The sequence below is a fragment of the Bacillus sp. Je.9.29.b genome (assembly GCF_051129925.1).
GTDB classification, from domain to species: domain Bacteria; phylum Bacillota; class Bacilli; order Bacillales; family Bacillaceae; genus Bacillus; species Bacillus safensis.
Map to the genome: position 1 here is coordinate 352,884 of NZ_JBCPSO010000001.1, position 24,781 is coordinate 377,664.

The following is a 24,781-nucleotide window of genomic DNA, read 5'->3' on the forward strand; positions in this document are numbered from 1 at the left end:
GCCGTTTTTTTATGCACGCTGTTCTAACTGAAGCAAATATTTCTTCCGTTCAATCCCCCCGCCGTAGCCTCCAAGCTCACCACTTGTTTGAATCACGCGGTGGCAGGGAATGATAATCGCCAATTGATTGGCACCATTTGCATTACCAACGGCACGAACCAAATGCGGATCACCCAGTTTCGTGGCTAGATCTCGATAGGATCTCGTTTCGCCTGCTGGAATGCGTGAGAGCTGGTCCCACACCTTCATTTGAAAAGGGGTGCCATGTAAGGAAAGCGGTACAGTAAACTTGGTCAGCTTTTTCTCAAAATATAAGGCCAATTCCTTTGCTAATTGCTGATGGACGTTTGTTTCTCCAACTAAAATGCGGGCATGATGCTTCTTTCTTAATGTTTCAATTTCTTTTTCGAGTCCCCGCCTGTCCATAAACTCCAGTAAATACACATGTGTGGCATCTGTCACACTCATCATTCGCCCGATCGGTGTGGAAATAAAATTAGCATAAAGAATGTGAATCTGCGCTTTTTTAGGGGGATTTCCCATGATTTTCGTAAATGCATCATTGAAGGCACTTGAAGATTCATAGCCGAAAGTGACCTGCTGATCGATTACTTTTTTTCCGTTCAAAATTTCTTTAAAGGCAAGTCCCATTCGGCGTGATCTTGCATATTGAACAAAGGTCATGCCGTAAATGTCTTTAAACTTTCTTCGAGCTGTGGCGGAGTGAATCCCTAATTGGCGGAAGTCCTCTTCCTTCCAGCGTTTCTCAGGATTTTTTTCTACTGCTGAAACGAGTGTTTTGACTTCTTCAGGAATGCTGTTAGGGTATGTTAATGGTGTGCAGCGCTTGCACGGGCGATACCCTGCCAGCAGTGCTTCCTCCGCTGTAAAGAAAAACTCGCAGTTTTCAAATTTTGGCTTTCTGGCCGTACATGTGGCATGACAGAAGATACCGGTTGTCTTAATACAGGCAAAGAATGTGCCGTCATATTGCGGATTCTTGTCAACAAGTGCTTGATAAAATTCATGTTTTTGTTCATCAGTCATCATCATATGAATCCACCTCTTCATTTTCTATAAAATGTTTTTCAGCATTGTTTGGGGTACGACGGATGATCTGTAAATACATCATCCTAAAGTTGAACGTTCATCACATCAATCTGATTTCATTATATCAGCGGTGTGATCATTGACGTACCCGCGCTTTAAGGAATGCGAAATAGATCCTTTTTACAATCAAGCATCATAAACATGTCAATCTCCTCCTTTTCTCATTCCTGTTTTAGTTCATATATTTTAGCTGCTTCTGTTTCATTTCTTCATAAAATGCTTCAACTTCTTGTTCGTAAAGTACGGTCTCCATGTCCTTGTATTTACGCTTGATCGTCAATGTCATAAAAAATAAATGGATTGTCATATACGCTCATTTCCCTTCAGTCCGCAGCACACGAAACAGCCCGCAAATCTTCTTTATCAGTTGACCTGTTTCTAACCTTTAGTATACGGCGGTCCCATAAAAATTCTTTCGAAAAATGAACAAGTATATTTGCATGTAGAAAGCAAAGCGGTAGACCGGTATTTCGGGGTGTGATACAATTTTGACACACAGAATCTGCTTTAAGTCAGATCTGCTTATTAAGAATTGGTTTTCTAGGGTTCCGTGCGGGTGGCGCAGTCTGGACCGAGAGAAAACACATAGGGTCTAGACAATAGACCGTATGGACACGGAGGGATAAAAGCCCGGGAGATTTGATCAAACGATCGATTTCCGGGCTTTTTTTATTGCTTGGAATCGTTCAGAAAGGAAGAGAATCGGATGAAATGGGGAAATGTATTGATTGCAGCCATCTTTGAAGTTGGCTGGGTGATGGGGCTGAAATATGCTGACTCTCTTTTGGAATGGGCCGCAACCATCGTTTGTATTGTCGTCAGCTTTTATTTACTCCTGAAAGCCACGACTGTACTGCCAGTTGGCACACTTTATGCCGTTTTCACCGGACTTGGGACAGCAGGTACTGTCATAGTAGGTATGGTACTGGGAGAGCCAGTGCAGCTAGTGAAATTACTTTTAATCATGGTGCTTTTAAGCGGTGTATTAGGGCTTAAACTAACCACAGGTGAAAAGAAAGGAGAGACTGAATCATGAGCTGGCTTTTACTCATTGGGGCAGGCATTTTAGAAATGCTTTGTGTCACCATGATGAATCAATTCCAGAAAGACCGGCATGTCAAATGGATTTTATTCATTGCCGCTGGATTTTCGCTGTCCTTTCTCATGCTCTCTCTTGCGATGAATACAATTCCGATGGGAACGGCATACGCCATTTGGACTGGCATTGGAGCTGCTGGAGGAGCCATTGTCGGCATGCTGTTTTACGGTGAGTCGAAGGACGCAAAACGTATATTCTTTATCGCACTGATTTTATCTGCGGCGGTCGGGTTAAAAATCATTGAATAAAAAAGGCTGTCATCTGTCTGTCAGCCTCAGCATGTAGACAAACCCACGCATTCTTTGTCAGAGGCCTGCAAAGGTTTTCTATCATGCTGAAAAAGGAGAAAAAGGGCTAAAATAAAAATCATTTTAGCCCTTTTTTGTTACATCGAATGATGATTGGAATCGTTTTCATTTTTGCGGTAAAGCTGACTCACTAGAAGAAAACAGACACCAAATGTGAGCAAAGGAATGAGTCTCTCACCGGCCATAAAAAGATAAATACCTGTGATCAGACATACGATGCCGAGCCAAAAGCTCACTTTACCAAACAAAGTCATGCTTTTCATCTCCATCACTCCTTTTGTGATAAAAGGTCTACTCACATTATATCACGCTAGGTGCAGAATTGAATGAATATTCAATAAAAAATGGACTCTTCATTGCTTTTTCTCTTTCCAGTCCAGTATAATATTTCATTAGAATGAAAACGTAAATGAGGTCATGATACATGAGAACATTGATTACAGAAAAACTTGAATTACACAGACAAAAGCACGAGCAAAAAGGCAGATTACTTGTCAGCTGCCCAGATCAGCCTGGTATTGTATCAGCTGTTTCTTCCTTTTTATTTGAGCACGGAGCGAACATCATTGAATCGAGCCAATACACAACCGATCATGAAAGCGGCCGGTTCTTTTTAAGAATTGAATTTGACTGGAAAGACATCTCGGCGAATATGGATCAATTGAAAAATAGTTTTGAGCCAATCGCAGCATCATTTCAAATGACGTGGAGCATGTCGCGTGCAAGTGAGCTTAAAAAGCTGGCAATCTTTGTCTCAAAAGAGCTTCATTGTCTGCATGAGCTGCTGTGGGAATGGCAAAGCGGAAATTTAATGGCTGAAATCGCAGTTGTGATCAGCAATCATGAAACGGCAAAAGATACAGTAGAATCGCTTGGAATCCCATTCCATTTTGTAAAGGCGAACAAAGACATTCGCAAAGAAGCTGAAAAAGAGCAGCTCGCCTTATTAGAAGAGTACGACATTGATGTGGTTGTGCTTGCTAGATACATGCAAATTTTAACGCCTGGATTCATTGAAGAGCATCCGAACAAAATCATTAATATTCATCATTCGTTCCTGCCAGCGTTTATTGGTGCAAACCCATACAAGCGGGCATATGAGCGGGGAGTCAAATTAATTGGTGCGACTTCTCATTATGTCACCAATGATTTAGACGAAGGCCCGATCATTGAACAGGATATTGAGCGGGTAGATCACCGGGATGATGCGGAAGCCCTAAAAAATATTGGCCGGACAATTGAGCGCAGTGTGCTTGCACGTGCTGTCAAATGGCACCTTGAAGATCGAATTATTGTTCATGAGAATAAAACGATTGTCTTTAATTGACCGCTTGACTTTTCTTTAGCAATTGGTGATAATATAAAAAAATTAACGAGCGTTGAAAAGGAATAGTAAGCAGGAACTGGTGCGTAAAGAGAGCAAATGATGTGCTGAAACATTTGCCGCAGACAGCTGCTGAACCTGCCCTTTGAGCCTTAGAGGAAAAATCTAAGCGCGTGCCTGGCGTTACAGGAGTTGAGTGGAATAAGCAGATCGCATGCTTATTCAATGAAGGTGGTACCACGGAAAATCCCTTTTCGTCCTTTACATAAGGAGAAATAGGGATTTTTTTGTGCCTAAAGGTATAGCGGAGGGAATCAAGGATGAAAAAGCAAAGGATCGTCATAAAAATTGGCAGCAGTTCATTAACAGAGCAAAAAGGAGCCATTGATGAACAAAAGATGCAGGATCATGTAAGAGCCATAGCAAAGCTCAAAGAAGCAGGTCATGAAATCATTTTAATTTCATCAGGAGCCGTTGCAGCAGGATTTGGCAGCTTAGGCTATCCATCAAGACCTGTGACTTTAAAGGGGAAACAGGCAGCTGCCGCCGTTGGTCAGGGCTTGTTAATGCGGAAATATACAGAGCTTTTTTCACAGTTTCACATGACACCTGCTCAAATGCTTTTAACACGTAATGACTTTTCAGATCGAACAAGATATCGAAATGCTTACGCAACGATGATGGAGCTGCTGGAAAGAAAGATTTTACCGATCATAAATGAAAATGATTCAGTCTCCATCGAGGAGCTTACCTTTGGGGATAATGACATGCTGTCAGCTCTTGTCAGTGGATTAATCCATGCAGATCAATTGATCATATTAACAGACATCAATGGCATTTATGATGCAAATCCAAATGAGGATCCTGAGGCGAAGCGGTTTGATGTCCTGACCCACATTTCAGAAGAATTGTTTTCATATGCAAAGAGCACCGGTTCAAAGGTTGGAACAGGCGGAATGAAATCGAAGCTGTCTGCTGCACAAACGGCACTTTCACTTGGCGTGAAAGTCTTCATTGGCACAGGCACTGGGGAAGACAAACTGCTTCGCATTCTTGCGGGACAAGGAGATGGAACGTATATCGGTGAACAAGATTTATCAGCCGTGAACAACCGCCGTCAATGGATTCAATTCCACTCACCGGTCTCTGGGAAGATCATGATTGATGCAGGAGCAGAAGCGGCGATTTTGCATAATGGCAGAAGTCTTCTTCCGGCAGGAGTCATTGATGTCGCTGGTGACTTTTCTAAAGGAGAAGTCGTAGAAGTCGTCGGTCCAAACGGATTAGTTGGTAAGGGACAAACCTTGTACGCCTCCGATGAGCTTCTCGGCATTAAAGGAATGCGAAGTGACGAGCTTTCAAAAGAGAAGCCTGAGGTCATACACCGAGATCACTGGGTACAGCATGTACAAAACTGAGGAGGGAATACGATGAATGAAGTTCTTGAAAAAGCAAAAAAAGCAAGTGTAGCCAAAGATCAGCTGCTTCTAAAAACGACGGAACAAAAAAATGCTGCCCTGCACGCCATCGCAAGTGCACTAAAAGCATCTTCAGCTTATTTAATAGAGGAGAACCAAAAGGATGTTCAGGCTGCTGAGGAAAAGCAGTTCACGCCATCTGTCATTGACCGGATCACACTCACGGAAGAGAGAATTGAAGCCATTGCAGACGCGACCCTTCAACTCATTCAGCTAAAAGACCCAATTGGTGAAACGTTAGAAACCATTCAAAAAGAAAACGGTCTGTTCATCGAAAAGGTCCGTGTACCGCTTGGAACGGTTGGAATGATTTATGAAGCAAGACCAAACGTGACAGTCGATGCTGCGACCCTTTGCTTGAAAACTGGAAATGCTGTGATTCTGCGCGGAAGCTCATCTGCTATTCATAGTAATAAAGCAATTGTAAAGGTGATTCATGAAGCGCTTCATACGACGGATATTCCAGTAGACAGTGTGCAATTGATTGAAGATACTGGCCGTGAAACGGCGAAAACGCTGTTCACCTTAAATGAATACCTGGATGTCCTCATTCCGCGCGGCGGGAAGAATTTAATTGATCTTGTCGTGAGAGAGTCAACTGTGCCGGTGCTTGAGACAGGTGCAGGAAATTGTCACATCTATATTGATGAAACAGCGAAAAACGAAATGGCTGAGCGGATTGTGCTGAATGCCAAAACCCAAAGACCATCTGTTTGTAATGCGATCGAGAGCATTGTCATTCATGAAACATGGGCAAAAACCTACGGTGCCTCGTTATTTGAAGCCCTTCAATCAAATGGGGTAGAAATACGCGGTGATGAAGCCGTTTGCGCGCTTGCTCCTAGTGCTGCATTAGCGACAGCAGAGGACTATGCAACGGAGTTTTTAGCGCCGATTGTCAGTATTAAAATTGTAGAAAACATAGAACAAGCGATTCAGCATATTCAAACATATAGCTCTAAGCACTCTGAAGCGATCATTACGGAAAATGATGAGCATGCAGCCCTTTTCTTAACAGCTGTCGATGCTGCCGCTGTCTATCATAATGCCTCTACTCGTTTCACAGATGGCTTTGAGTTTGGCTATGGAGCGGAAATAGGTATTAGTACACAAAAACTTCATGCAAGAGGGCCAATGGGTCTGCCAGCCTTAACGTCTGAAAAATTTGTCATTCGTGGTCAAGGACAAATAAGAGAATAACGAATTCAAAAGAGAGTCTTGTGACAACAGGCTCTCTTTTTCCTTTCATTTTTGTATTTCTTCGGTCAAGTATGATAAAATATGGTAATGTTTTATATTTTGAGAAGATTGGAGAAGGCAACGTATGGCGAAAATCATTCCCTCTTCGGATATTGGAGTGAAAATCAACAAGTGGTATGAATTAATCCGCAGATTTGATTCAGAACAAGCAGAACAGTTAAAACAGGAAATTCGCACCTCTCTTGATTCAATGGAAGAAGATCAGAATTTGCTTCTCTATTTTTCTTTAATGGAATTTAGGCATGAGGTCATGCTCGATTATTTAAAGCCATTAAAGGAAGGAAAGCTTCGCGCCAACTTTTCCGAGCTTTCGAAAGAAATAGATGAGCATCAAACGCATGTCACAGGCATGCTTGAATACTACTATCATTTTTTTAGAGGCATGTATGAATTCGGACGGAGGGAGTATATTGCTGCCATATCGTCTTATCAAAAGGCAGAGCACAAGCTTTCTTTTGTATCAGATGATATTGAACGTGCGGAATTTCATTTTAAAATGTCAGAAATATATTATCACATGAAACAAACACATATCTCAATGCACCATGCTAAACTAGCGCTGGATGTTTATGTTCAGCATGAACTGTATGCGCTTCGCACGATTCAGTGTGAATTTATTGTGGCCGGTAACTACGATGATATGAGAAGGCATGAAAAAGCATTACCACATCTCGAAAGAGCACTTGCGAGATCAAGAGAGTTTCAAAATGTGCGTTTTATTGCCTCCTCTTTGTTTAATATGGGCAACAGTTATTACCGAATGGGAGATTTGGGCCGCGCACTCGAATTAATGAAAGAATCCATCTCGTTATTTGATCAAAATCAATCCGATCATCTTCGTCGATCTATAGACCCTCTTTATACAGCCGCTCAGATATTATACAAACAAGGAAAACACGATGAAGCATTACACTACAGAGAAGAATGTATGAAGCGAGCAGAAGCTCTTCAAGATGACATTCATCTTCAGAAAACCATATTTCTAGAAGCATTGTATTTAAGACAAGATGCTGAGCATATTAAACGGATTTTCCATTTTTTAGAGTCTGCCTATGCATATCCAGATATAGAGGAGCTGGCATTAGATACCGCAAAGTATTATAATGAAATGGGGGATTATGAAAAATCTTCCATGTTCTATGGGGAAGCGGAACATGCTCGAATCTATATTCAGAGAGGGGATTGTTTATATGAATTTTAAAAAATGGGCAGTCGTCTGTACAAGCATCACCATCATGGCATTGTGGCTGGCAGCAGCAAATGCCGACCCAGATAACAGAAACCATACGCTAGAACAACCGAATCCGCAGCACGACACGATCTAAAAGCCCTTGTTAAAGGGCTTTTTTTACTGTCTAACAATTTTCGGACATGCTCATAAAAAGGGTTCAGGCAGGAAAGCTTAAAAAAGAGTATTAATTGATTGACTCCGCAAATTAAATTGTGTACAATTCAATTGTAGAAAATATTATTGGAGAGAAAGAGGGTTTTATTCATGTCAGACGTTTTATTTACAGCAACGGTATCAGCTGTCGGAGGAAGAGAAGGTAAGGTTGTTTCAACAGATGGTGTACTTGAGCATGATGTAGCAATGCCTGGAACACCAAGAGCAAAAAAACTTGAAAAAGCAACAAATCCAGAGCAATTATTCGCAGCAGGCTACTCTGCATGTTTTGATTCAGCCCTTCAAATGGTCGCAAGACAAGAGCGTATCCGTTTTGAAAGTGAAGTAACAGCACATGTCAGCTTATTAAAAGACAGTTCAGATGGCGGCTTCAAACTAGGTGTTCAATTAGAAGTAAAGGGAACTGGAATTGAGCAGTCTGCATTAGAAGAACTTGTTCATAAAGCACACGGCGTATGCCCATATTCAAAAGCAACTCAAGGAAACATCGAAGTAGAACTAGTAGCTGTCGCACAATAATAGATATCAATAAAAGGCTGAGGGAACATTCCCTCAGCCTTTTGATTGTGTTAAATTTTGCAAAAGCTCATGTAAAGAGGCACGCAGTGTTTTTAGCTCTTCTTCCGATCTTCCTGTCCCAGTCAGCATGTGAGACGGAATCGCAGTGGCCTTTTCTTTTAGCTGCTCTCCATATTCCGTTAAACGAATTTGTACAGACCGCTCATCTTCTTTCGAACGTTCTCGGATAATGAGTCCGTTTTGCTCCATTCGTTTCAGCATGGGCGTGAGTGTACCAGAGTCTAAATAGAGAAGCTCTCCCATCGTTTTCACATTTAATGTTCCATGCTCCCACAATAAAAGCAGTGCCAAATATTGCGGATACGTAATGTTTAATTCTTCTAACAACGGTTTATACTGCTTCGTCATCTCTCGTGAACTTGCATATAACAAGAAACAAAGCTGATTTTCCAGCTTCATATGTTCAAATTCATTTGTCATGTCAGTCACCAACTATTTTTTGTCATACTTATCATTGTATAAGATTTTCTTCCTTTTTAAAATAAATACAGACGAAAAATGAAAAATTCTTCAATGTGCCATAAATGTTTGAGAAATGAATAGAACGTGAAAAGGATGAATAGATGAAGGAGGAGATGAAGATGAAACCATTATTCACAGCAAAAGTAAAGGCGGAGCATGGAAGAGCTGGACATGTTCGTTCAGAGGATGGTGTGCTCGATCATAACATTGTCATGCCTAACGCTAAGAAAGATGGAGAGACTGGTACAAACCCAGAGCAATTATTTGCAGCAGGCTATGCAGCTTGTTTCGGAGGAGCACTAGAGCAGGTAGCGAAGAAGCAAGGGATAGAAATAGAATCGGAAGTAGAAGGACATGTCAGTCTTTTAAAAGATGAAAGTGACGGCGGCTTTAAGCTTGGCGTAAAGCTGATTGTATCTGCGAAAGGTCATGATCATGACAAAGTGAAAGAGCTTGTCCATGCTGCACATGAATTCTGTCCATATTCAAAAGCAACAAGAGGGAACATTGAAGTAGAGCTTGAAGTGGCTAAATAAAAGTTTTCTATCACGCTGAAAAAAGAGACACCTGCTTACGAGCAGGTGTCTTTTTTTAATATTCTTTCTTTTTATCGTATGTTTCCCATGCTTCAAATGGCGCAAGGGTTTTTTGAGGTGTCAGCTTATAAAATGGTATATTTCTTGATTCGTATTCTTTGTTGATTTCTTCATAAATAAATGAGTCATCAAAACCAGCATCCGCTGCATCCTGATGTCCAGCAGCAAAATACACAGCTTTTGGTCTAGCCCAGTAAATAGCGCCAAGGCACATCGGACAAGGCTCGCAGCTTGTGTATAGAATGCAATCTTCTAATTGGTATGTATGTAGAGTTTGGCACGCTTTGCGAATGGCTGTGACTTCTGCATGTGCGGTTGGATCGTTACTCGTTGTCACGTTGTTGCTGCCCTCGGCAATAATCTGACCATCCTTGACAATGACTGCTCCAAAAGGGCCGCCAGTACCACTATTGACTCCTTCTACTGCAAGATCAATTGCGCGTTGTAAAAAATCTTCGTGATTCATTGTCTTCCTCCCTTTGTTCGACTGACTTCTCTAGTATAAACGAATCATGCTAGAAAAGAAATCATCATAGTAGGAGATCGAACAGGCCAATTTGCGCATAAAAAACCCCTGCTGAGTTCAGCAGGGGAGAGACATTCAATTATGCGTGCTGCGCCAGCTTTTTACGAGCGACTTCAGCAGCTGTGACCATGTTTTTCAAAGCAGCAATGGTTTCAGGCTCTTGTCTAGTTTTTAGACCACAATCGGGATTCACCCAGAAGCGATCTGTCGGACAAACGTTCAGTGCATCATCAATGATTTCGCTCATTTCTTCAACAGATGGAACGCGCGGGCTATGGATATCATAAACGCCTAGTCCAAGTCCTTTCAAATACGGGTGCTTTTCTAAGTAATCGAGGAATCCGCCATGACTGCGTGAATGTTCAATTGTAATCACGTCAGCATCCAAGTCTTCGATGGTATCGACAATATCCTCGAAGTTACTGTAGCACATATGTGTATGAATTTGTGTTTCATTTTGAACGGATGATGTGGATAAACGGAATGACTCTGCTGCCCAGTTTAAATATTCTGCCCAGTCACTTTCTTTGAGCGGAAGTCCTTCTCTTAGCGCTGGCTCATCCACTTGGATCACTTGAATACCAGCTGCTTCTAAAGCTTCTACCTCTTTACGCAAAGCGAAAGCGATTTGGAAAGCAATGTCTTTGCGAGAGATATCTGTTCTTGGGAAAGACCAGTTTAAGATGGTAACAGGTCCTGTCAGCATGCCCTTGACTTTTTTCTCTGTTAAACTTTGTGCGTAAACCGTCTCTTTCACTGTCATTGGCTCTGTAAACTCTACATCTCCATAAATGATTGGCGGCTTCACGCAGCGTGATCCATAGGATTGTACCCAAGCAAATTTCGTAAAGGCAAATCCGGCTAGCTTCTCACCGAAGTATTCAACCATGTCTGTACGTTCAAATTCTCCATGTACGAGCACATCCAGACCAATTTCTTCTTGAATATCAATCCATCGTTTTGTTTCTTTCTTAATAAACTCATCATACTCTGCATCTGTCCACTCATTTTTGCGCCACTTTTGACGAGCACTGCGCACTTCGGCAGACTGTGGGAAACTGCCAATTGTTGTTGTTGGCAAGAGCGGGAGCTCAAGAGATTCGTTTTGGATACGCAGGCGTTCTTCAAAGGCAGCTGGACGTTTAAAATCTTTCGATGAAAGATTGTTGCGTTCCGCTGTTAGATCCGCATTTGTTCCTTTTGCGAACTCTTTTAAGGTAAGAAGTGCTTGTGCTGCTTCGTTAATATCAGCATCAATGGCAGCTGCTCCTTTTGTTAAACCTTCTTTTAGCAGTGTCAATTCAGCCAGCTTTTCAGTGGCATAAGACAGTCCGTTTAATAGTTTTTCTTCAAGCTGTTCGCTTGGGTGTTTGGCAACTGGCACATGCAGTAAGCTGCTTGATGGCTGCAGCCATACTTCTTTCGGCTGAACGTCAGCAATGACTTCAGAAATAAAGGATAATCTTTCGCCAAGGTCTGATCTCCAAATATTTCTTCCATCAATGACGCCTGCTGCTAAAATTTTATCTTTCGGGAAGCCGTGCTTTTTCACTTGATCAAGGTTGCGCCCTTGATCATGGACAAAATCAAGACCGATTGCTTCAACAGGATATGTGACAAGCTCTTCATACGCATCTACTGAATCAAAGTATGTTTGAAGAAGAATGTTCAACCCAGGTACGGCTTCTTTGATCGTTTGATAGATTTCTTTTACGGATTTTACGTCTTCACTTGAAGCTGTGACAAGTGCAGGTTCATCAATTTGAACCCATTTGACGCCTGCTTCCTTAAGTTCTTTTAAAAGCTGAGTATAAAGCGGCACTAGACGCTGCTGGATTTCTTTCACTTCATTTGCTTCATAACCTTTAGAAAGTGAGACAAATGTATATAGACCAAGTACAACCGGTTTTGTTTCAACACCAAACGCCTTTTTCACCTTTTCGTAAGCTTCAAGCGGTTTGTTGTGTGTGAGTTTAAATTCTGTGCTTTTTTCGTATTCTGGAACGATGTAGTGATAGTTTGTATTAAACCATTTTGTCATTTCACTTGAGACGGCATCTTTTGTTCCCCTTGCCATCGCGAAGTATGTATCTAGCGGGTCTTTTAAGCTGCGGAAGCGCTCTGGAATCCAATTGAACATAACAGCGGTATCCAGCACGTGATCATAGAAGGTAAAGTCTCCAGAAGGAACAACATCAATTTGTTGATCGATTTGTGTTTTAATGGCAGTTAAAAATTGTTCATCCAGTGTGCTTAAGAGGGTTTCGCGGTCTGTTTGACCTTTCCAGTAAGACTCAAGTGCTTTTTTCCATTCTCTGTTTAAACCAATTCGCGGAAAGCCTAGATTACTTGTTTTAACAATTGTCAATTCCAATTCCTCCTCTAAATATAAAAAGACATTTACGCTCATGATCATGATTGATGAGGTAAATGTCTGGTTTAAAAGACAAAATGTGTGTGCGAAATAAGGCGTGAGTATCACTGACGCTTTTCCGACATCTCCTATCAACCGTAGGGGGTTTGATGTGATAGAGCGGCTGGTATCCTGGCTGGTGAATCTGCAAGCTTTTCATCCTTCCCATCCTAATGACAGTGGATTCCTGAGAAAAGCTCTCCTCACTCACAGTGGCGGGACCGCGCCGGATTTTCACCGGTCTTCCCAATTAAAATTCGACGTGTAATCGAATTACCGACTCTCAAACTATGAATTTATTGTGTTCGATTATATAACGTTCACTTCATTTCGTCAAAGTAAATTTTGAATAATTTTAATTAAAAAAATCCTGAGAAAATTCTATCTTTTCTCAGGACCTCTATTTAAGCTATAGAGATAAAAGATCTGCTTCCAATGTTTTTTCTAAAAGGACATCAGGCGCAGTTAAATATAAAAATCCATTCCCTACAAGGGCTTTCGACTGTTTTAATGGGAGGGTTCTTCTGACAAGCTGAGCATAAACCTCAGGCTCTGTCAGCTTGCGCTGGAACGCTTCTTCTTCGGCATTTTTAATAATGGCTAGTGCACCGCTTACGTGAGGGGCAGCCATTGAAGTTCCTGTGAGCCTGCCATATTTATGGTTAGGGAGAGTGGATAAAATGTCTTCTCCTGGAGCGACGAGGTCGATTTCTTTATTGGCGTTAGAAAACTCAGAGGATTCTCTAGCAAGGGAAACAGAACCGACGGCAATGACTTCATTGTATGCTGCTGGGTAGGAGAACTCTTCCGTACGCTCGTCCCCGTCCCCTTCATTTCCTGCTGCGCACACAACAAGCACACCGCTTTTTACCGCATTTTGAATGGCTTCCTGCAGGGCAGGCTCATTGCTTGGACCACCGAGAGACATGGAGATAATATCAACCTTCTGCTCTGCGGCATAGTTGATGCCATCAATGATCCACTCATATTTTCCGCTGCCATTTTCACCGCCAAGAACTTTCACGATGAGAAGCTTGGCTTCAGGGGCAACCCCTAAAATTCCGCCATTTTGATCTGTTGCGGCAATCGTTCCTGCTACATGGGTGCCATGCCCATTGTAGTCTTTTACATTTTCAGCATCTCCATCGTCATCATCGGTAAAGTTCTTCCCACCGATAATCTGATCTTTTAAGTCGGGATGCTCTGTGTCACAGCCTGTATCAAGGACAGCAATGGTTATGCCTTTTCCTTTGAAGCCACTTGACCAAAGTTCGGGTGCTTTAATCTCCTGAATACTTTCCGGCGTCTCTTTCGCTTCCATCACATTGGCTTTTACTTCATACGGAATTAAGCGAATTTCACCTTTCATAAGAAAGCCCTCCTTATTTTGTTTTCAAAGTAGATTCAGGCTGCATAATGTTATTGTATAAAAGAAACTTTTGATCGGAAAGGGTCAATTGTAATAATTTTTCAAATAATCAATCTATTATCAAAAGTGCAGTTCTCCTCACATATTGACGAAAGAGCTCACCTTTTGAAGAAAACTCTTGATATCATATGAAAAAGAAGGAAATGCTGCATAGTGAGGTTGCACCTGTACAGAACAAAATGGGTGAATAGAACTAAAAGAGGCAGACTAAAAAATAATGAGATGAAGTAACAAATTGAGAAGAAGGTTCAAGTTAAATGTTTTTTCTCAAAAATAATTCCCTCCATAAAAAAATAGATGTGAAGATTGTGACTGTTCCAAATAAGAAAGGCAACATATAATAATGGAAAGACAAGCTTGCCTTTTAGATAGGAGAGATAGAGATGAACAAAGGGAAGATACTCGTAGTCGAAGATGAAAAGAAAATCGCAAGGGTGCTGTCACTTGAGCTTGAATATGAAGGATATGAGGTGACAGTCAAAGAGACAGGAATAGACGGGCTTCAGGCTCTTGAAGAAGATAGCTTCGATTTGGTACTGCTTGACGTCATGCTTCCAGAGTTAAGCGGGCTTGAAGTGCTGAGAAGGGTTCGGAAGACAAATACAGCGACACCTATTATTTTGATTACAGCAAGGGGAAGTGTTCCTGATAAAGTAAGCGGGCTCGATCTTGGGGCGAATGATTATATAACAAAACCTTTCGACATAGAAGAATTATTAGCGCGAATTCGCGCACAGCTAAGGTTGAATATACAGTCACAAGAAGAAAAGGAGACAGAGCTGAGCATAGCAGACTTAACGGTCAACGAGAAAACAAGAGAAATACAAAGGGCTGGGCAAATGCTTGAACTCACACCGAGAGAATATGACCTGCTTGTTCACTTACTGAACCATCAGCAGCAAGTGCTCACAAGAGATCAGCTTTTAACAGCGGTTTGGGGTTTTGATTATTTCGGTGATACAAACGTGGTAGATGTCTATATCCGTTATTTAAGGAAAAAAATCGATTACCCATTCGAAAAACAGCTGATTCACACAGTGAGAGGTGTGGGTTATGTGATGAAAGGATAAAGAATGAGATTAAAAAATAAGATTCAGCTTTATACGTCGTTGTCTTTGTTTTTAATGGTGCTCTTGTTTCATACAGCCATTTATTTTATTTTTTCGATGACCTTGACGCAAAAAGATATGTCCCGCTTGTCTGAGGTGGCTGAAAATATTGCGATTGCTTTAAAAAAATCAGAGGAAGAGGGTCTTCCGTCCTCGGAGCTGCTGAAGGCGTACCTGCCTCAAAATGGTATGATCCGTGTCGTGACAGAAACGGGAGAGTCAAAACTGACTGTCACAAAGGAATCAACGTTTAGCTCACTGCCTTTTACATACGAATCTGGTCAGACAGCAGAAATCAAAGAATACAATAAGCATATGATTGCGTTCGCTGCTATTCCGGTCATTTGGACAAATGGTGAGATTATGTCGCTTCAAGTATATGAAGAAATCGAAAATACGGAAGAGAACTTAGCGTTATTAAAAATGATTTTAATCGCTACCGGCGTTTTGTTTATTGTGCTTTCCTATTTTGCAGGCCACGTTTTAACAAAGCAAATTGTCCGGCCGATTAGCAGAATGACGAGTACTATGAAGGCAAGTATGAAAGAGAAGGCGTTTAAACGAATTGAATTAACAGGCGATTCAAAGGATGAACTATATCAAATGGGACAAACCTTTAATGAAATGTCCGAGATTCTCGAGAAGCATTATGAAAAAGAACAGCAATTTTTGCATGATGCCTCCCATGAATTGAAGACACCGATTACCGTCATTATGAGCTACAGCAATTTACTCAAACGCTGGGGGCAAACACGTCCAGAGGTTGTAGAAGAATCCTCCCAAGCGATTCATGATGAAGCGAAAAAAATGAAAAGACTGACAGATCAATTATTGACATTGGCGAAAAACGGCCAGCCGTTATACTTGGATATGAAGCCGGTTGATCTTGGTCATTTGTGCAAACAGCTATGTCATACACTTGAAGTGGCCACCAATCGAACGATTCAATCTCATGTGCAGACAGATCAGCCGCTGATCGCAGAAGGGGACGAAGAGAAAATCAAACAGCTTTTGACTATCTTAATTGATAATGCGGTCAAATATAGCAGAGAGCCAGTTGATGTGACCTGCGGATGGGTAGGAGACAAGCCATTTATTTCAGTGATTGATCAAGGAATTGGCATAAAAGAAGAGGATCTGCCGAAAATCTTTGACCGCTTTTTCCGTGTGGATGAAGCGAGAAACAGTGAGACGGGCGGAACCGGACTCGGTCTTTCAATTGCGAAGCAAATTGCAGAAGAACATGAGGCCGAGCTGAAGGTAGACAGCCGTATCGGCGAAGGGACAGCCATGACCATTCTTTTTCAGAAATAAATGGGTCTTTTCTCATCAATTTCTCATTTCCTCCTTATAAAATAGGAAATAGGAAGGAGGCGCTGCATGTCTAGAAAAACGAAAATGGTGCTTGCGCTCGCAGGATGTCTTGTGATTCTTGCGGCCTTTGCAATGCTCATGATCCAAACCATTGATCAAAAAATATTAAGTGAAGCAGAAATGAAAAAAATGATCGCAAAAGACTACAATGGAAACATTACACATATTGATTTAATCAATCATAAACAGGACTATACAATGACGCTGGAAAATGCAAATGGCATCTATCAAATCATTGCATCTTCTGCAAGCGGTCAAATGAAAGAAATTAGACAGTTAAAAAGCTATCAGAAGCCAAATGAAAAAAATGCTGAGCTCCAGGCAGAAGAGGTGGCTGTTAAAAAGGTGAGCGGGACCGTCATTCAAAAAAAGGAGACGTCAGATCGTTTCATTTTTACCATCCAATCAAAAAAAGAATTGTATCAAGTCGAGGTCGACAAACAGTCATTTAAGGTGCTTGAAGCAGAAAAGAAAAAACCAACCTCTAAAGAAAAGAAGCTCACGAAAATCACCGTCGAGGAGGCCATCCAAATTGCCGTCAAAGAAGTTGGCGGAACAGTGGATGATGCTGATCTTGAAACATTCAGCGGTATGCTCGTATTTGAGGTAGAGCTGGATTTGCCTGACGGCAGAGAGGCAGAGGTGCTTGTGAACGCCTATACAGGAGACATTGAGGGCATTACGTACGAAAACTAATCCTTTTCTCATGATATTCTCATGTTTCTTTCCTTCCTTTATCATCTTGTTTTTTTAAGATATAGAAGAAATCAAACAGAGGAGGAAATGAACATGATGAAAAAAGTACTAGTAGCTACAGCATTAACGGGAACTCTTGTCGCAGGTGGTTTCACACTTCAAGCGCAAAATACAAATCAAACAGCAAACGCCGAGCAAGTCGTGCAAAAGAAATCGTCATTTGTTTCAAAGAAACAAGCTGAAAAAGCAGCCTTAAAAGTGGTGAAAGGCTATGTGGACGATGTGGATCTTGAGCGTAAAAAAGGAAAATGGGTGTATGAGGTCGAGATTAAAAAAGGCGGCTTTGAATATAAAGTATATGTCGATGCGAAAACTGGAAAAGCGTTGAATGATCCAGTCAAAGAAAAGAAACAGAACGTGAAGATCACGAAAAAACAAGCTGAAAAAATGGCTCTTGCAAAAGTAAAAGGTACAGTCACCGATTCTGATCTAGATAAAGAAAATGGTGTGTATATCTATGAAGTTGAAATCACAACACCAAACGGCGAAGAAGTTGATTTTGAGATTTCCGCTAAAACGGGCAAAATCCTGAAGCAAGAATGGGATGATTAAGCTATGACCAAACCTTACACTTTCATGTGTAAGGTTTTTTCATTGGGACAAACTACGGGAAAGGAGGCGAGAGAATATGAAGAAAAAAGAAGAAGAGCACACAATGGATCACGCGGAATACGTTCCGCATCCTGATGGAGAAGGATATGCTTTGTTTTTGCATGATTCCTTTCATCTCCTCTCCCAAGAGGATATGAATCAGCCGGAAGAAGAATAAAAAAACATGAAAGGGCGATGGCTGAGCTGTCTATCGCTCTTTTTTTGAAAAGTAAGCGAATACATAAGGATACTTGGCATCTTGCTTATTGACATCATTCCGCTTTTTCTGTAATCTCAGTGTGTTAACAATATGAGACTTCGTTAGGTGAGGCTCCTGTATGGAGATACGCTGCTGCCCAAAAATGTCCAAAGACGCCAATGGGTCAACAGAAATCATCGACATAAGGTGATTTTTAATGCAGCTGGATTTTATCCTATGCCATACAGTGCTAAAGCTCTACGATTGAAGGAGCAAGTGTTTATTTTGTCATGCTTACAAAGCGCCTTCATTCGGTTGAAGGTGCTTTTTTATGAGAAAAGGAGGTGTGGGGATGGATCATCCCGATTCGAGACACATAGAGAGTATGTCAAAAGATCAGATTGACGCATCAGACAGAGGAGATCCTGACCCCCGCACATTCTAAGGGATTCGGGTATCTCCTGACTTTGGGGAGGTAACAGCGATGATACAGAACATTACGTACGATGAACTCATTTTAAGAATCATTATTTTATTAAGAGATGGCAAACGCAAAGAATTTAAAAACATTATGGAAGAACTTCAGCCATATGATATGGCCTATTTATTTAAAGAACTTCCAGAAAAACACCGCGGCCGTTTCCTCAGCTTCTTAACAGTCGATGATGTGACGGAAATGATGGGTGAGCTTGAGCGCGAGTACCAAGAAATTGTGCTTGAAAAAGTAGGGAAAGACAAAGCCACCTTCGTCACAAACAAAATGGATAACGATGACCTAGCCAACTTGTTTGATGAAATGGATGATGAGCTGAAAGATCAGCTTTTATCAAACATGGAGGCAGAGGAATCAAAGGCCGTCCAGCTTCTCATGAATTATCCTGCTGAGACAGCAGGCCGGATCATGACCAACCGATACGTATGGATTCCTCAGCACTATACGGTTCAGGACGCAGTTGTAAAGCTGAAAAGCTTTGCTGAAATTGCAGAATCGATCAACTATTTATATGTCATTAATGATCAAAAGCAGCTTGTAGGGGTTCTGTCGTACCGGGATCTCATTTTAGGTGAACCAGATGAAAAAGTGCAGGATCTTATGTTTACAAGAGTCATTGCCGTTGGAGCCTTTCAGGATCAGGAGGAAATCGCAAAGCTGATTGAACGGTATGATTTTCTTGCTATTCCTGTTGTAGAAGAGAACAATGTCCTGGTCGGAATCGTCACAGTCGATGATATCATTGATGTCGTCATTCAAGAGGCAGGAGAAGACTATGAGAAGTTCGCTGCCTCTGGTAAAGATATTACATTCGACACGCCCGCTTTTGTTGCGGCATACCGCCGTCTCCCGTGGCTCATTTTACTCTTATTCATTGGGCTGATTTCAGGCAGTATTTTAAATTACTTTGAAGATACCCTTCAGCAAGTCGTCGCCTTAGCCTTCTTCATGCCAATGATTGCCGGGATGACAGGGAATACAGGCACACAGTCGCTTGCCGTCGTCATTAGAGGACTTTCAAAAGAAGAATTAACGAAAAAAACCATTATGCGCCTGATTTTTAGAGAGCTCCGAACAAGTATTTACATTGGGATTGTCTGTTCCATCATTATTACAGTCGTCGCAATGGTGTGGCAGGGCAATATGATTTTAGGATTTGTTGTCGGTTCCTCACTGCTTGCCACACTGATTATTGGAACGATGGCAGGTACGATCGTGCCTATTATTTTACACAGATTAAACGTCGACCCTGCGATTGCATCTGGGCCGCTGATTACAACATTGAACGATATTTTATCACTGCTGATCTATTTTGGTATTGCGACAGCGTTCCTTCATACACTTATGTAGCAAGAAGACTGTAAAACATGACGTTTTACAGTCTTTTTTTGTATAAAGATTGCATATAGCGCTTCCATCCTTTACATTTTAAGGAGAAGGTGGGAGAGAAACATGAAGAAATTCTTATTCGTTTTGATGTGTATGCTTTTACTGAGTGCATGTCAAAGGGAGGACGAGGGGAAAGACCGGAGACTAGTGGCTGCAGAACATATGCTTGAAGCCATCACCGAAGGAAATAAAAGAAAAATGGAAGACATCTACGTCGAAGGTGCGGTCCCGAGCCCGGAAGACATTCTGAAACTGAAAAAAGAATGGGGCATAGACACGCTTTCTTATGAGGATTTTCAATTGGAAGAAGCCAGCATTCATGTATTCCATGCGAATTATGAAGATGCAAAAACCGGGAAGAAAAAGGCACTTGCCCTGCGGGTGAAAGAAGACCCTGAAAGAGGCGGCGTGCTGATTGACTTTGTAGGGGTTGTAGAAGGTACTGAAGCTTCCTCTAAATAAAAAGAATCGTTCAAAAGAGCGATTCTTTTTTTGTTTAACGATTTTTATACCGAAAGTGTGCGTTAATCTGGCCTTCCAGCATTTTTTTCTTAAATTGTCCGCTTTTTAGCGCTTGTTCTTTTTTCTTCATGTCTTTTAAAATTTCAGCTGTCTGCACACCGTCTTCTCGTTTATTGGCGATGTCCATCAAACGTTCAACATCTGCAAAAGAATATTTCCGTGTGCCTCTTGTTGAGCGCTGGGGGTAAATGAGTTTACGTTCCTCATAATATCGGATTTGCCTGACGGAAAGCCCTGTTAACTCACTGACAATCCCGATTGAAATGACTTTTTTATCTTTATAAGATACATCTTCCTGCGTCATATACTCACCCCTGCAAGTCTTTTCTTCATATTATATAGAACGAGAAGTGAAAAAACCTATCGTTTGTTAGAAAATATAACACAAAAACGAAAAAAATGAAAAAACCATGGAAGGAAAGATAACAGAGAGTGTGCAATACATCTTACGGCGGCATATAATCATGGTGAATTGACATAGGAGGAGGAGCATATGATGGAGCAAGCACAGATCATTCGTATGGCAAAAGAAATCATCGCATTAGATGTGAAGAGGGATGAATTGCTTGAGCAATTCATGCAGGCTGCAGGTCAGAATGCACATGCGCTTCTAAGAGCCATGCAAAATGATTTGTATAAGAAGTCTTCATAAGCACCCGATCCAAATCACTTGATAGGAGGGATAATTGGTGCGGCGTATATTAAAAGAAGCTTTAGCAAAGGAAAGACATTATTATACGAAGCAGCTATGTTCATTAGGAGTTTACAGCCCTGATGCGGCCAAGAACATGACAATTAGTGACTTAAAAAAAGAGTATCATTTCTTTTTCAACAAAACAGAGCGCTATCTGTAAAAATCCCTTGAAATGTGCGTATGTCACATAAAGGGTTCTTTTTTTGTGTTTAATATTATAGCAATATTGAATTTTGTAGAAATTTGGCGAATGAAGTGTAAGAAACCATAGATTCTTTACAGATTTTGTTAAAGTGTGTCGCATCTTGATGGTTTGCTGAAAAAGCTTTTTTTCGAGATGATTGTGAAAAATAAGAAGGATTTTAAAAGTTTATATCGAAACCTTATACATAACACGAATGGAGTCACTTATGTGGTTGAAAGGGTTTTCAAAAACGTACTTCTATTTTTTACGAAAGGCTCCAACTGCACCGCAAGACAGCCTTGAAGTTAAAAAAATATTATAAGAGGTAGATATGTGATGAGACTATCGTTTAATGAAGAAGAAGTAGAACGCTCAATGACGCTTTACAAGGTTTTTGCAAGAGCATTTAAAAGCGTTTCAGAACACAGTATTAGAGACAGCAAAGAGCATGGATTCAATCCAACTGAATTTGCCGTTCTTGAATTACTGTACACAAGAGGTGCTCAAAAGCTTCAGCAAATCGGCTCAAGACTCCTGCTTGTCAGCGGGAATGTGACGTACGTAATTGACAAATTAGAACGAAATGGTTTCATTGAAAGAGAACAGGACCCCAAGGATAAACGGTCGGTTTATGCCCATTTAACGGAAAAAGGGCGAAGCTATCTTGACAAGATTTATCCGATCCACTCTCTTCGGATTGCGCGTGCATTCTCTGGTCTGACACGTGAAGAACAAGAGCAATTGATTAGTCTATTGAAAAAAGCAGGTATTCACAGTCAGCATTTATTATTTAGATAAAACGAAAAGGTGCCAATGATGGCACCTTTTTTATGTGTCAAGCAGCGCCGGATAGGCGATGAATTTTTCAATATCGCTTGCTGGCAGCGGCTTGGCATAATAAAACCCTTGCAGGTCGTCACAGCCCTGGGCAGATAATAGCTGAGCCTGTGCAAACGTTTCAACACCTTCTGCTATCACTTCGAGAGATAATTGGTGTCCCATCGCTATAATAGCCCCTGTAATCTGTTCAGACTTTGAATCACTTAAAATATCCTCAATAAAGGATTTATCAATTTTCAGTCGATGAATCGGTAAATCCTTTAAATAGCTTAATGAGCTGTGGCCTGTACCGAAATCATCAATACTAATACGGACGCCAAGCTGTTTTAGCGACGTTAACACCTGTTTTGATTGCTTGATATTGTCCATTGTCATACTTTCTGTGACTTCAAGCTCCAAGAGTGATGGTTTCAGATCGTATTTTTTCAGTGTCAGCTTGATTAAATCAATTAAGTCTTCAGAATTGAATTGTTTCGCAGATAAATTGACAGCCACAGGGATCTTCAGCCCAGCGTCATACCACATTTTTGCCTGCTTGCCAGCCGTATCAATGACCCATCTGCCAATATCAATGATCAGACCTGATTCCTCTGCCAGCTCTATAAAAGCCTCAGGTGATTTTAAGGAACCATCTGGTGCCTTCATTCTTAAAAGGGCTTCAACCCCAGTCATCTTTCTTGTTTTGGCACTGACTTGCGGCTGGTAGTGAAGGACAAATTGCTCTCTTTGAATGGCATCCCTCAGCTCCAGCTCCCGGTTTAACCTGTCCTCACTTAATCTTTCCATGGATTCGGTAAAGAACTCATATCGGCTTTGCTTATGTTTTTTGGATAAATACATGGCCATATCGGCTTTTCTCATCAGCTCCATCCCGTCTTTGCCATTTTGCGGAGAGATGGCGATCCCAATGCTGATCGAAGTAATGAGCTGATGGTTCTGGATGAAAAAAGGACGTTCAAATTGATGGATGATATTTTTAGAAAATTGTTCGATTTTATGTGTATCATGATCCATGTGGGGAAAGATCATTAAAAATTCATCACCGCCAAGTCTTGCGATAAAGCCATTGTCCGGTAAACATTGCGTCAGTCTGTTTGCGGCATTTTTCAGCAGTAAATCTCCTATGTTATGCCCGAGTGCATCATTAATAATTTTAAAACGATTTAAGTCCAGAAACAGAACCGCTGTTGATGTTTTTGACTTTTCTTGAGCGGAGAGAACATCATTTAAATGATTGATGCCGTGGCGGCGGTTAGGAAGCTCTGTTAGTGCATCATAATGTGCCATCACATGAATTTCCTTTTCTGCAATCCGTTGCTGCGTTAAATCTTTTAAAACAAGATAAATGCTGTCGAGTGAATTGTTCACATGAACAGGTATGTAAGTGACATGATAATAATAAAAACGATCTGCTGCTTTCAGTTCTGCTTCGCGTGTGATGGCTTTTTTTGACTGAGAAATAAATTCTTCCCACAACTCAGTCGGCATCACATATTGGCTGAGATCATCACCAATCTTAGAATTGCACAACTCTAAGATTTGTTTACCAGAGTCATTTGCAGAAAGAACCTTTCGATCGACAGATAACACGATAATGCCGTCTATATTATGTTTGATAAGCGATTGAAACCGCTGTTCATTTTCTTTCAGCTGATCTGACTGCGTCATGATCCGGTGATCAATATAGGCACCAAAGATCATCAGCGTTTGGACAATAAGTGTCATCAATCCGATGAAAAGCGACAGACTAAAAGGTGACATTTCAAGAAAACCACCTGCAGCAGCCTGTCCATTTGAATGATAAAACATGGTAGAGGCAGCCATACCAGTATAATGCATACCTGCTATAGCACCGCCCATCAACATTGAACCAAAGCTCTTTAAAAGATAATTCTTCTGTTTACTTTTAATGTGCTCAACACGAAAGAAGAGCTTCAATGAAAAGTAGGAGGCAATGGCAGCAATGAAAAATGAAAGAAAAAAGAGGACGGGATCATAGCTGATTGAGACATTGGCCATTGATTCCATTCCAAGATAATGCATGCTGCAAATAGCTGTACCCATGGTGATTGAACTAATGAGCAGCCGTCTTGTAGAGAGCTGCTTTTGAATGCATATTGAAAAAGCGATCAAGGATCCGATAAATGAGGCCAAAATCGATAGAATCAGTAAGGATGTATCATATGTAATGCCAACACGCATTTGAAATGCCATCATGCCAATAAAATGCATCGACCATATCCCCATTCCCATGATCATTGCACCAATGAGCAGCCATACCTTTTTCTTTGCACCGCTTGACTGTGCTACCCTGCTGGCTATATGAAGAGCTGAGTAGGAGGCGACAGCGGCGACAGCGATTGACAGAAAGACAAGCCATCCATTGTAGCTTCCTGTTAAATGGGTCATGTAAGAAAACCTCCTGTATCTTAAAACAGACATATACTTAATATATCGGATCGAATGGCTTCTGTGTTCACCTTTCCTTCACTTAAATACAACAATCAACGTTTTTTTCACCCTTCTTTTATAGTAAAATCAAATTTAATGTAAAAAAACGATAAAAAGCGAATCGTTTCTTCGGTTTTATTCGTTTAATATATGGTGTGATTCTAAAAGAGATAGAATCAGTCAAATGATT

General features: G+C 41.1%; 28 protein-coding genes, 3 riboswitches and 1 other annotated feature. Of the genes, 19 read left to right on the forward strand and 9 right to left on the reverse strand.

Annotated elements, in window-relative coordinates; genetic code table 11:
* Positions 1-9: 9 nt before the first annotated feature.
* Together AAZR19_RS01865 and AAZR19_RS01870 are read right to left on the reverse strand one after the other, a co-directional pair.
* Complete coding sequence (locus tag AAZR19_RS01865) at positions 10-1,053, reverse strand: bifunctional transcriptional activator/DNA repair enzyme AdaA (RefSeq protein ID WP_025092309.1); 1,044 nt, start codon at positions 1,051-1,053, stop codon at positions 10-12.
* A gap of 229 nt (positions 1,054-1,282) precedes the next feature.
* Entirely contained in the window at positions 1,283-1,417 is a 135-nt protein-coding gene (locus AAZR19_RS01870; RefSeq protein WP_073204910.1) for a YrzI family small protein, read from the reverse strand.
* Between the two features lie 222 nt (positions 1,418-1,639).
* A riboswitch (guanidine-I (ykkC/yxkD leader) is annotated at positions 1,640-1,749 on the forward strand.
* Positions 1,750-1,816: 67 nt separating this feature from the next.
* Between AAZR19_RS01870 and AAZR19_RS01875 the strand changes: the two genes are divergently transcribed.
* The gene (locus AAZR19_RS01875) at positions 1,817-2,146 is read left to right on the forward strand and encodes a DMT family transporter (protein WP_025092310.1); all 330 of its coding nucleotides are present in this window, start codon (positions 1,817-1,819) and stop codon (positions 2,144-2,146) included.
* Positions 2,143-2,457, forward strand: coding sequence for a DMT family transporter (locus AAZR19_RS01880; protein WP_024424636.1), 315 nt, complete (start codon positions 2,143-2,145; stop codon positions 2,455-2,457). The genes AAZR19_RS01875 and AAZR19_RS01880 overlap by 4 nt, the downstream gene beginning before the upstream one ends.
* Positions 2,458-2,594: 137 nt before the next feature.
* Here the strand turns inward: AAZR19_RS01880 and AAZR19_RS01885 are convergent, their stop codons facing one another.
* On the reverse strand, positions 2,595-2,780 hold the full coding sequence (locus AAZR19_RS01885; RefSeq protein ID WP_024424637.1) for a hypothetical protein: 186 nt from the start codon (positions 2,778-2,780) through the stop codon (positions 2,595-2,597).
* Between the two features lie 161 nt (positions 2,781-2,941).
* Here AAZR19_RS01885 and purU point away from each other — a divergent pair, with 161 nt between their 5' ends.
* The 6 genes from purU (at position 2,942) to AAZR19_RS01915 (ending at position 8,503) form a co-directional block, all read left to right on the forward strand.
* Positions 2,942-3,844 (forward strand): formyltetrahydrofolate deformylase, encoded by a 903-nt coding sequence (gene purU, locus AAZR19_RS01890; protein WP_024424638.1) that lies wholly within the window; start codon positions 2,942-2,944, stop codon positions 3,842-3,844.
* Positions 3,845-3,887: 43 nt separating this feature from the next.
* Positions 3,888-4,106, forward strand: a binding site (T-box leader).
* A 55-nt stretch (positions 4,107-4,161) separates the two neighbouring features.
* On the forward strand, positions 4,162-5,259 hold the full coding sequence (gene proB / locus AAZR19_RS01895) for a glutamate 5-kinase (RefSeq protein WP_434702156.1): 1,098 nt from the start codon (positions 4,162-4,164) through the stop codon (positions 5,257-5,259).
* A 12-nt stretch (positions 5,260-5,271) separates the two neighbouring features.
* Entirely contained in the window at positions 5,272-6,519 is a 1,248-nt protein-coding gene (locus AAZR19_RS01900) for a glutamate-5-semialdehyde dehydrogenase (protein WP_041105982.1), read from the forward strand.
* 124 nt (positions 6,520-6,643) lie between these two features.
* Positions 6,644-7,780 carry a tetratricopeptide repeat protein gene (locus tag AAZR19_RS01905; protein ID WP_076840931.1) on the forward strand — a complete coding sequence of 379 codons (1,137 nt, stop codon included), beginning with the start codon at positions 6,644-6,646 and terminating at the stop codon, positions 7,778-7,780.
* Positions 7,770-7,904, forward strand: coding sequence for a hypothetical protein (locus AAZR19_RS01910; RefSeq protein WP_024424642.1), 135 nt, complete (start codon positions 7,770-7,772; stop codon positions 7,902-7,904). The genes AAZR19_RS01905 and AAZR19_RS01910 overlap by 11 nt, the downstream gene beginning before the upstream one ends.
* A gap of 170 nt (positions 7,905-8,074) precedes the next feature.
* Positions 8,075-8,503: an organic hydroperoxide resistance protein gene (locus tag AAZR19_RS01915; protein ID WP_024424643.1), complete on the forward strand. Its 429-nt coding sequence runs from the start codon at positions 8,075-8,077 to the stop codon at positions 8,501-8,503.
* Between the two features lie 33 nt (positions 8,504-8,536).
* Here the strand turns inward: AAZR19_RS01915 and AAZR19_RS01920 are convergent, their stop codons facing one another.
* On the reverse strand, positions 8,537-8,983 hold the full coding sequence (locus AAZR19_RS01920) for a MarR family winged helix-turn-helix transcriptional regulator (RefSeq protein WP_024424644.1): 447 nt from the start codon (positions 8,981-8,983) through the stop codon (positions 8,537-8,539).
* A gap of 161 nt (positions 8,984-9,144) precedes the next feature.
* Here AAZR19_RS01920 and AAZR19_RS01925 point away from each other — a divergent pair, with 161 nt between their 5' ends.
* Positions 9,145-9,561, forward strand: coding sequence for an organic hydroperoxide resistance protein (locus AAZR19_RS01925; protein ID WP_335371670.1), 417 nt, complete (start codon positions 9,145-9,147; stop codon positions 9,559-9,561).
* A gap of 55 nt (positions 9,562-9,616) precedes the next feature.
* On the opposite strand, the gene AAZR19_RS01930 is transcribed toward AAZR19_RS01925, so the two are convergent.
* The 3 genes from AAZR19_RS01930 to AAZR19_RS01940 form a co-directional block, all read right to left on the reverse strand.
* Complete coding sequence (locus AAZR19_RS01930; RefSeq protein ID WP_075622897.1) at positions 9,617-10,087, reverse strand: nucleoside deaminase; 471 nt, start codon at positions 10,085-10,087, stop codon at positions 9,617-9,619.
* A gap of 139 nt (positions 10,088-10,226) precedes the next feature.
* On the reverse strand, positions 10,227-12,515 hold the full coding sequence (metE, locus tag AAZR19_RS01935; protein ID WP_046310735.1) for a 5-methyltetrahydropteroyltriglutamate--homocysteine S-methyltransferase: 2,289 nt from the start codon (positions 12,513-12,515) through the stop codon (positions 10,227-10,229).
* A 150-nt stretch (positions 12,516-12,665) separates the two neighbouring features.
* Positions 12,666-12,857: riboswitch (cobalamin riboswitch) on the reverse strand.
* A gap of 112 nt (positions 12,858-12,969) precedes the next feature.
* Complete coding sequence (locus AAZR19_RS01940) at positions 12,970-13,929, reverse strand: S8 family peptidase (protein ID WP_024424648.1); 960 nt, start codon at positions 13,927-13,929, stop codon at positions 12,970-12,972.
* Positions 13,930-14,372: 443 nt separating this feature from the next.
* Between AAZR19_RS01940 and AAZR19_RS01945 the strand changes: the two genes are divergently transcribed.
* The 7 genes from AAZR19_RS01945 to AAZR19_RS01975 all read left to right on the forward strand — a co-directional run bounded on the left by AAZR19_RS01945 (position 14,373) and on the right by AAZR19_RS01975 (position 20,362).
* A complete protein-coding gene (locus AAZR19_RS01945; RefSeq protein ID WP_163115227.1) occupies positions 14,373-15,059 on the forward strand; it encodes a response regulator transcription factor in 687 nt (228 codons plus the stop codon).
* Positions 15,060-15,062: 3 nt separating this feature from the next.
* Entirely contained in the window at positions 15,063-16,412 is a 1,350-nt protein-coding gene (locus AAZR19_RS01950; RefSeq protein WP_041105992.1) for an ATP-binding protein, read from the forward strand.
* 66 nt (positions 16,413-16,478) lie between these two features.
* Complete coding sequence (locus tag AAZR19_RS01955) at positions 16,479-17,168, forward strand: PepSY domain-containing protein (protein ID WP_041105994.1); 690 nt, start codon at positions 16,479-16,481, stop codon at positions 17,166-17,168.
* Positions 17,169-17,261: 93 nt separating this feature from the next.
* The gene (locus AAZR19_RS01960) at positions 17,262-17,780 is read left to right on the forward strand and encodes a PepSY domain-containing protein (RefSeq protein ID WP_087975550.1); all 519 of its coding nucleotides are present in this window, start codon (positions 17,262-17,264) and stop codon (positions 17,778-17,780) included.
* Between the two features lie 76 nt (positions 17,781-17,856).
* Positions 17,857-17,997, forward strand: coding sequence for a hypothetical protein (locus tag AAZR19_RS01965; RefSeq protein ID WP_087975549.1), 141 nt, complete (start codon positions 17,857-17,859; stop codon positions 17,995-17,997).
* Between the two features lie 132 nt (positions 17,998-18,129).
* A riboswitch (M-box (ykoK) riboswitch) is annotated at positions 18,130-18,294 on the forward strand.
* Positions 18,295-18,502: 208 nt separating this feature from the next.
* Positions 18,503-19,861, forward strand: coding sequence for a magnesium transporter (gene mgtE / locus AAZR19_RS01970; protein ID WP_039178033.1), 1,359 nt, complete (start codon positions 18,503-18,505; stop codon positions 19,859-19,861).
* Between the two features lie 102 nt (positions 19,862-19,963).
* Positions 19,964-20,362 (forward strand): hypothetical protein, encoded by a 399-nt coding sequence (locus AAZR19_RS01975; protein WP_434702163.1) that lies wholly within the window; start codon positions 19,964-19,966, stop codon positions 20,360-20,362.
* Between the two features lie 34 nt (positions 20,363-20,396).
* Here the strand turns inward: AAZR19_RS01975 and AAZR19_RS01980 are convergent, their stop codons facing one another.
* Positions 20,397-20,726, reverse strand: a complete 330-nt coding sequence (locus AAZR19_RS01980; protein ID WP_024424656.1) for a MerR family transcriptional regulator — start codon at positions 20,724-20,726, stop codon at positions 20,397-20,399.
* Positions 20,727-20,918: 192 nt separating this feature from the next.
* On the opposite strand from AAZR19_RS01980, the gene AAZR19_RS01985 reads away from it, so the two are divergent.
* The 3 genes from AAZR19_RS01985 to AAZR19_RS01995 all read left to right on the forward strand — a co-directional run bounded on the left by AAZR19_RS01985 (position 20,919) and on the right by AAZR19_RS01995 (position 22,098).
* On the forward strand, positions 20,919-21,074 hold the full coding sequence (locus AAZR19_RS01985) for a hypothetical protein (protein ID WP_087975683.1): 156 nt from the start codon (positions 20,919-20,921) through the stop codon (positions 21,072-21,074).
* A 37-nt stretch (positions 21,075-21,111) separates the two neighbouring features.
* A complete protein-coding gene (locus AAZR19_RS01990; RefSeq protein WP_041106000.1) occupies positions 21,112-21,276 on the forward strand; it encodes a hypothetical protein in 165 nt (54 codons plus the stop codon).
* A 357-nt stretch (positions 21,277-21,633) separates the two neighbouring features.
* Positions 21,634-22,098, forward strand: coding sequence for a MarR family winged helix-turn-helix transcriptional regulator (locus tag AAZR19_RS01995; protein WP_087975546.1), 465 nt, complete (start codon positions 21,634-21,636; stop codon positions 22,096-22,098).
* Positions 22,099-22,128: 30 nt separating this feature from the next.
* Here the strand turns inward: AAZR19_RS01995 and AAZR19_RS02000 are convergent, their stop codons facing one another.
* Positions 22,129-24,549, reverse strand: a complete 2,421-nt coding sequence (locus AAZR19_RS02000; RefSeq protein WP_434702166.1) for a bifunctional diguanylate cyclase/phosphodiesterase — start codon at positions 24,547-24,549, stop codon at positions 22,129-22,131.
* Positions 24,550-24,781: the final 232 nt, after the last annotated feature.

What these genes read in the sequence shown, in the direction of transcription:
- AAZR19_RS01865 (WP_025092309.1), bottom strand. Translation starts at nt 1,053, where the DNA reads ATGATGATGACTGATGAACAAAAACATGAATTTTATCAAGCACTTGTT.
- AAZR19_RS01870 (WP_073204910.1), bottom strand. Translation starts at nt 1,417, where the DNA reads ATGACAATCCATTTATTTTTTATGACATTGACGATCAAGCGTAAATAC.
- AAZR19_RS01875 (WP_025092310.1), top strand. Translation starts at nt 1,817, where the DNA reads ATGAAATGGGGAAATGTATTGATTGCAGCCATCTTTGAAGTTGGCTGG.
- AAZR19_RS01880 (WP_024424636.1), top strand. Translation starts at nt 2,143, where the DNA reads ATGAGCTGGCTTTTACTCATTGGGGCAGGCATTTTAGAAATGCTTTGT.
- AAZR19_RS01885 (WP_024424637.1), bottom strand. Translation starts at nt 2,780, where the DNA reads ATGAAAAGCATGACTTTGTTTGGTAAAGTGAGCTTTTGGCTCGGCATC.
- purU (WP_024424638.1), top strand. Translation starts at nt 2,942, where the DNA reads ATGAGAACATTGATTACAGAAAAACTTGAATTACACAGACAAAAGCAC.
- proB (WP_434702156.1), top strand. Translation starts at nt 4,162, where the DNA reads ATGAAAAAGCAAAGGATCGTCATAAAAATTGGCAGCAGTTCATTAACA.
- AAZR19_RS01900 (WP_041105982.1), top strand. Translation starts at nt 5,272, where the DNA reads ATGAATGAAGTTCTTGAAAAAGCAAAAAAAGCAAGTGTAGCCAAAGAT.
- AAZR19_RS01905 (WP_076840931.1), top strand. Translation starts at nt 6,644, where the DNA reads ATGGCGAAAATCATTCCCTCTTCGGATATTGGAGTGAAAATCAACAAG.
- AAZR19_RS01910 (WP_024424642.1), top strand. Translation starts at nt 7,770, where the DNA reads ATGAATTTTAAAAAATGGGCAGTCGTCTGTACAAGCATCACCATCATG.
- AAZR19_RS01915 (WP_024424643.1), top strand. Translation starts at nt 8,075, where the DNA reads ATGTCAGACGTTTTATTTACAGCAACGGTATCAGCTGTCGGAGGAAGA.
- AAZR19_RS01920 (WP_024424644.1), bottom strand. Translation starts at nt 8,983, where the DNA reads ATGACAAATGAATTTGAACATATGAAGCTGGAAAATCAGCTTTGTTTC.
- AAZR19_RS01925 (WP_335371670.1), top strand. Translation starts at nt 9,145, where the DNA reads ATGAAACCATTATTCACAGCAAAAGTAAAGGCGGAGCATGGAAGAGCT.
- AAZR19_RS01930 (WP_075622897.1), bottom strand. Translation starts at nt 10,087, where the DNA reads ATGAATCACGAAGATTTTTTACAACGCGCAATTGATCTTGCAGTAGAA.
- AAZR19_RS01940 (WP_024424648.1), bottom strand. Translation starts at nt 13,929, where the DNA reads ATGAAAGGTGAAATTCGCTTAATTCCGTATGAAGTAAAAGCCAATGTG.
- AAZR19_RS01945 (WP_163115227.1), top strand. Translation starts at nt 14,373, where the DNA reads ATGAACAAAGGGAAGATACTCGTAGTCGAAGATGAAAAGAAAATCGCA.
- AAZR19_RS01950 (WP_041105992.1), top strand. Translation starts at nt 15,063, where the DNA reads ATGAGATTAAAAAATAAGATTCAGCTTTATACGTCGTTGTCTTTGTTT.
- AAZR19_RS01955 (WP_041105994.1), top strand. Translation starts at nt 16,479, where the DNA reads ATGTCTAGAAAAACGAAAATGGTGCTTGCGCTCGCAGGATGTCTTGTG.
- AAZR19_RS01960 (WP_087975550.1), top strand. Translation starts at nt 17,262, where the DNA reads ATGATGAAAAAAGTACTAGTAGCTACAGCATTAACGGGAACTCTTGTC.
- AAZR19_RS01965 (WP_087975549.1), top strand. Translation starts at nt 17,857, where the DNA reads ATGAAGAAAAAAGAAGAAGAGCACACAATGGATCACGCGGAATACGTT.
- mgtE (WP_039178033.1), top strand. Translation starts at nt 18,503, where the DNA reads ATGATACAGAACATTACGTACGATGAACTCATTTTAAGAATCATTATT.
- AAZR19_RS01975 (WP_434702163.1), top strand. Translation starts at nt 19,964, where the DNA reads ATGAAGAAATTCTTATTCGTTTTGATGTGTATGCTTTTACTGAGTGCA.
- AAZR19_RS01980 (WP_024424656.1), bottom strand. Translation starts at nt 20,726, where the DNA reads ATGACGCAGGAAGATGTATCTTATAAAGATAAAAAAGTCATTTCAATC.
- AAZR19_RS01985 (WP_087975683.1), top strand. Translation starts at nt 20,919, where the DNA reads ATGGAGCAAGCACAGATCATTCGTATGGCAAAAGAAATCATCGCATTA.
- AAZR19_RS02000 (WP_434702166.1), bottom strand. Translation starts at nt 24,549, where the DNA reads ATGACCCATTTAACAGGAAGCTACAATGGATGGCTTGTCTTTCTGTCA.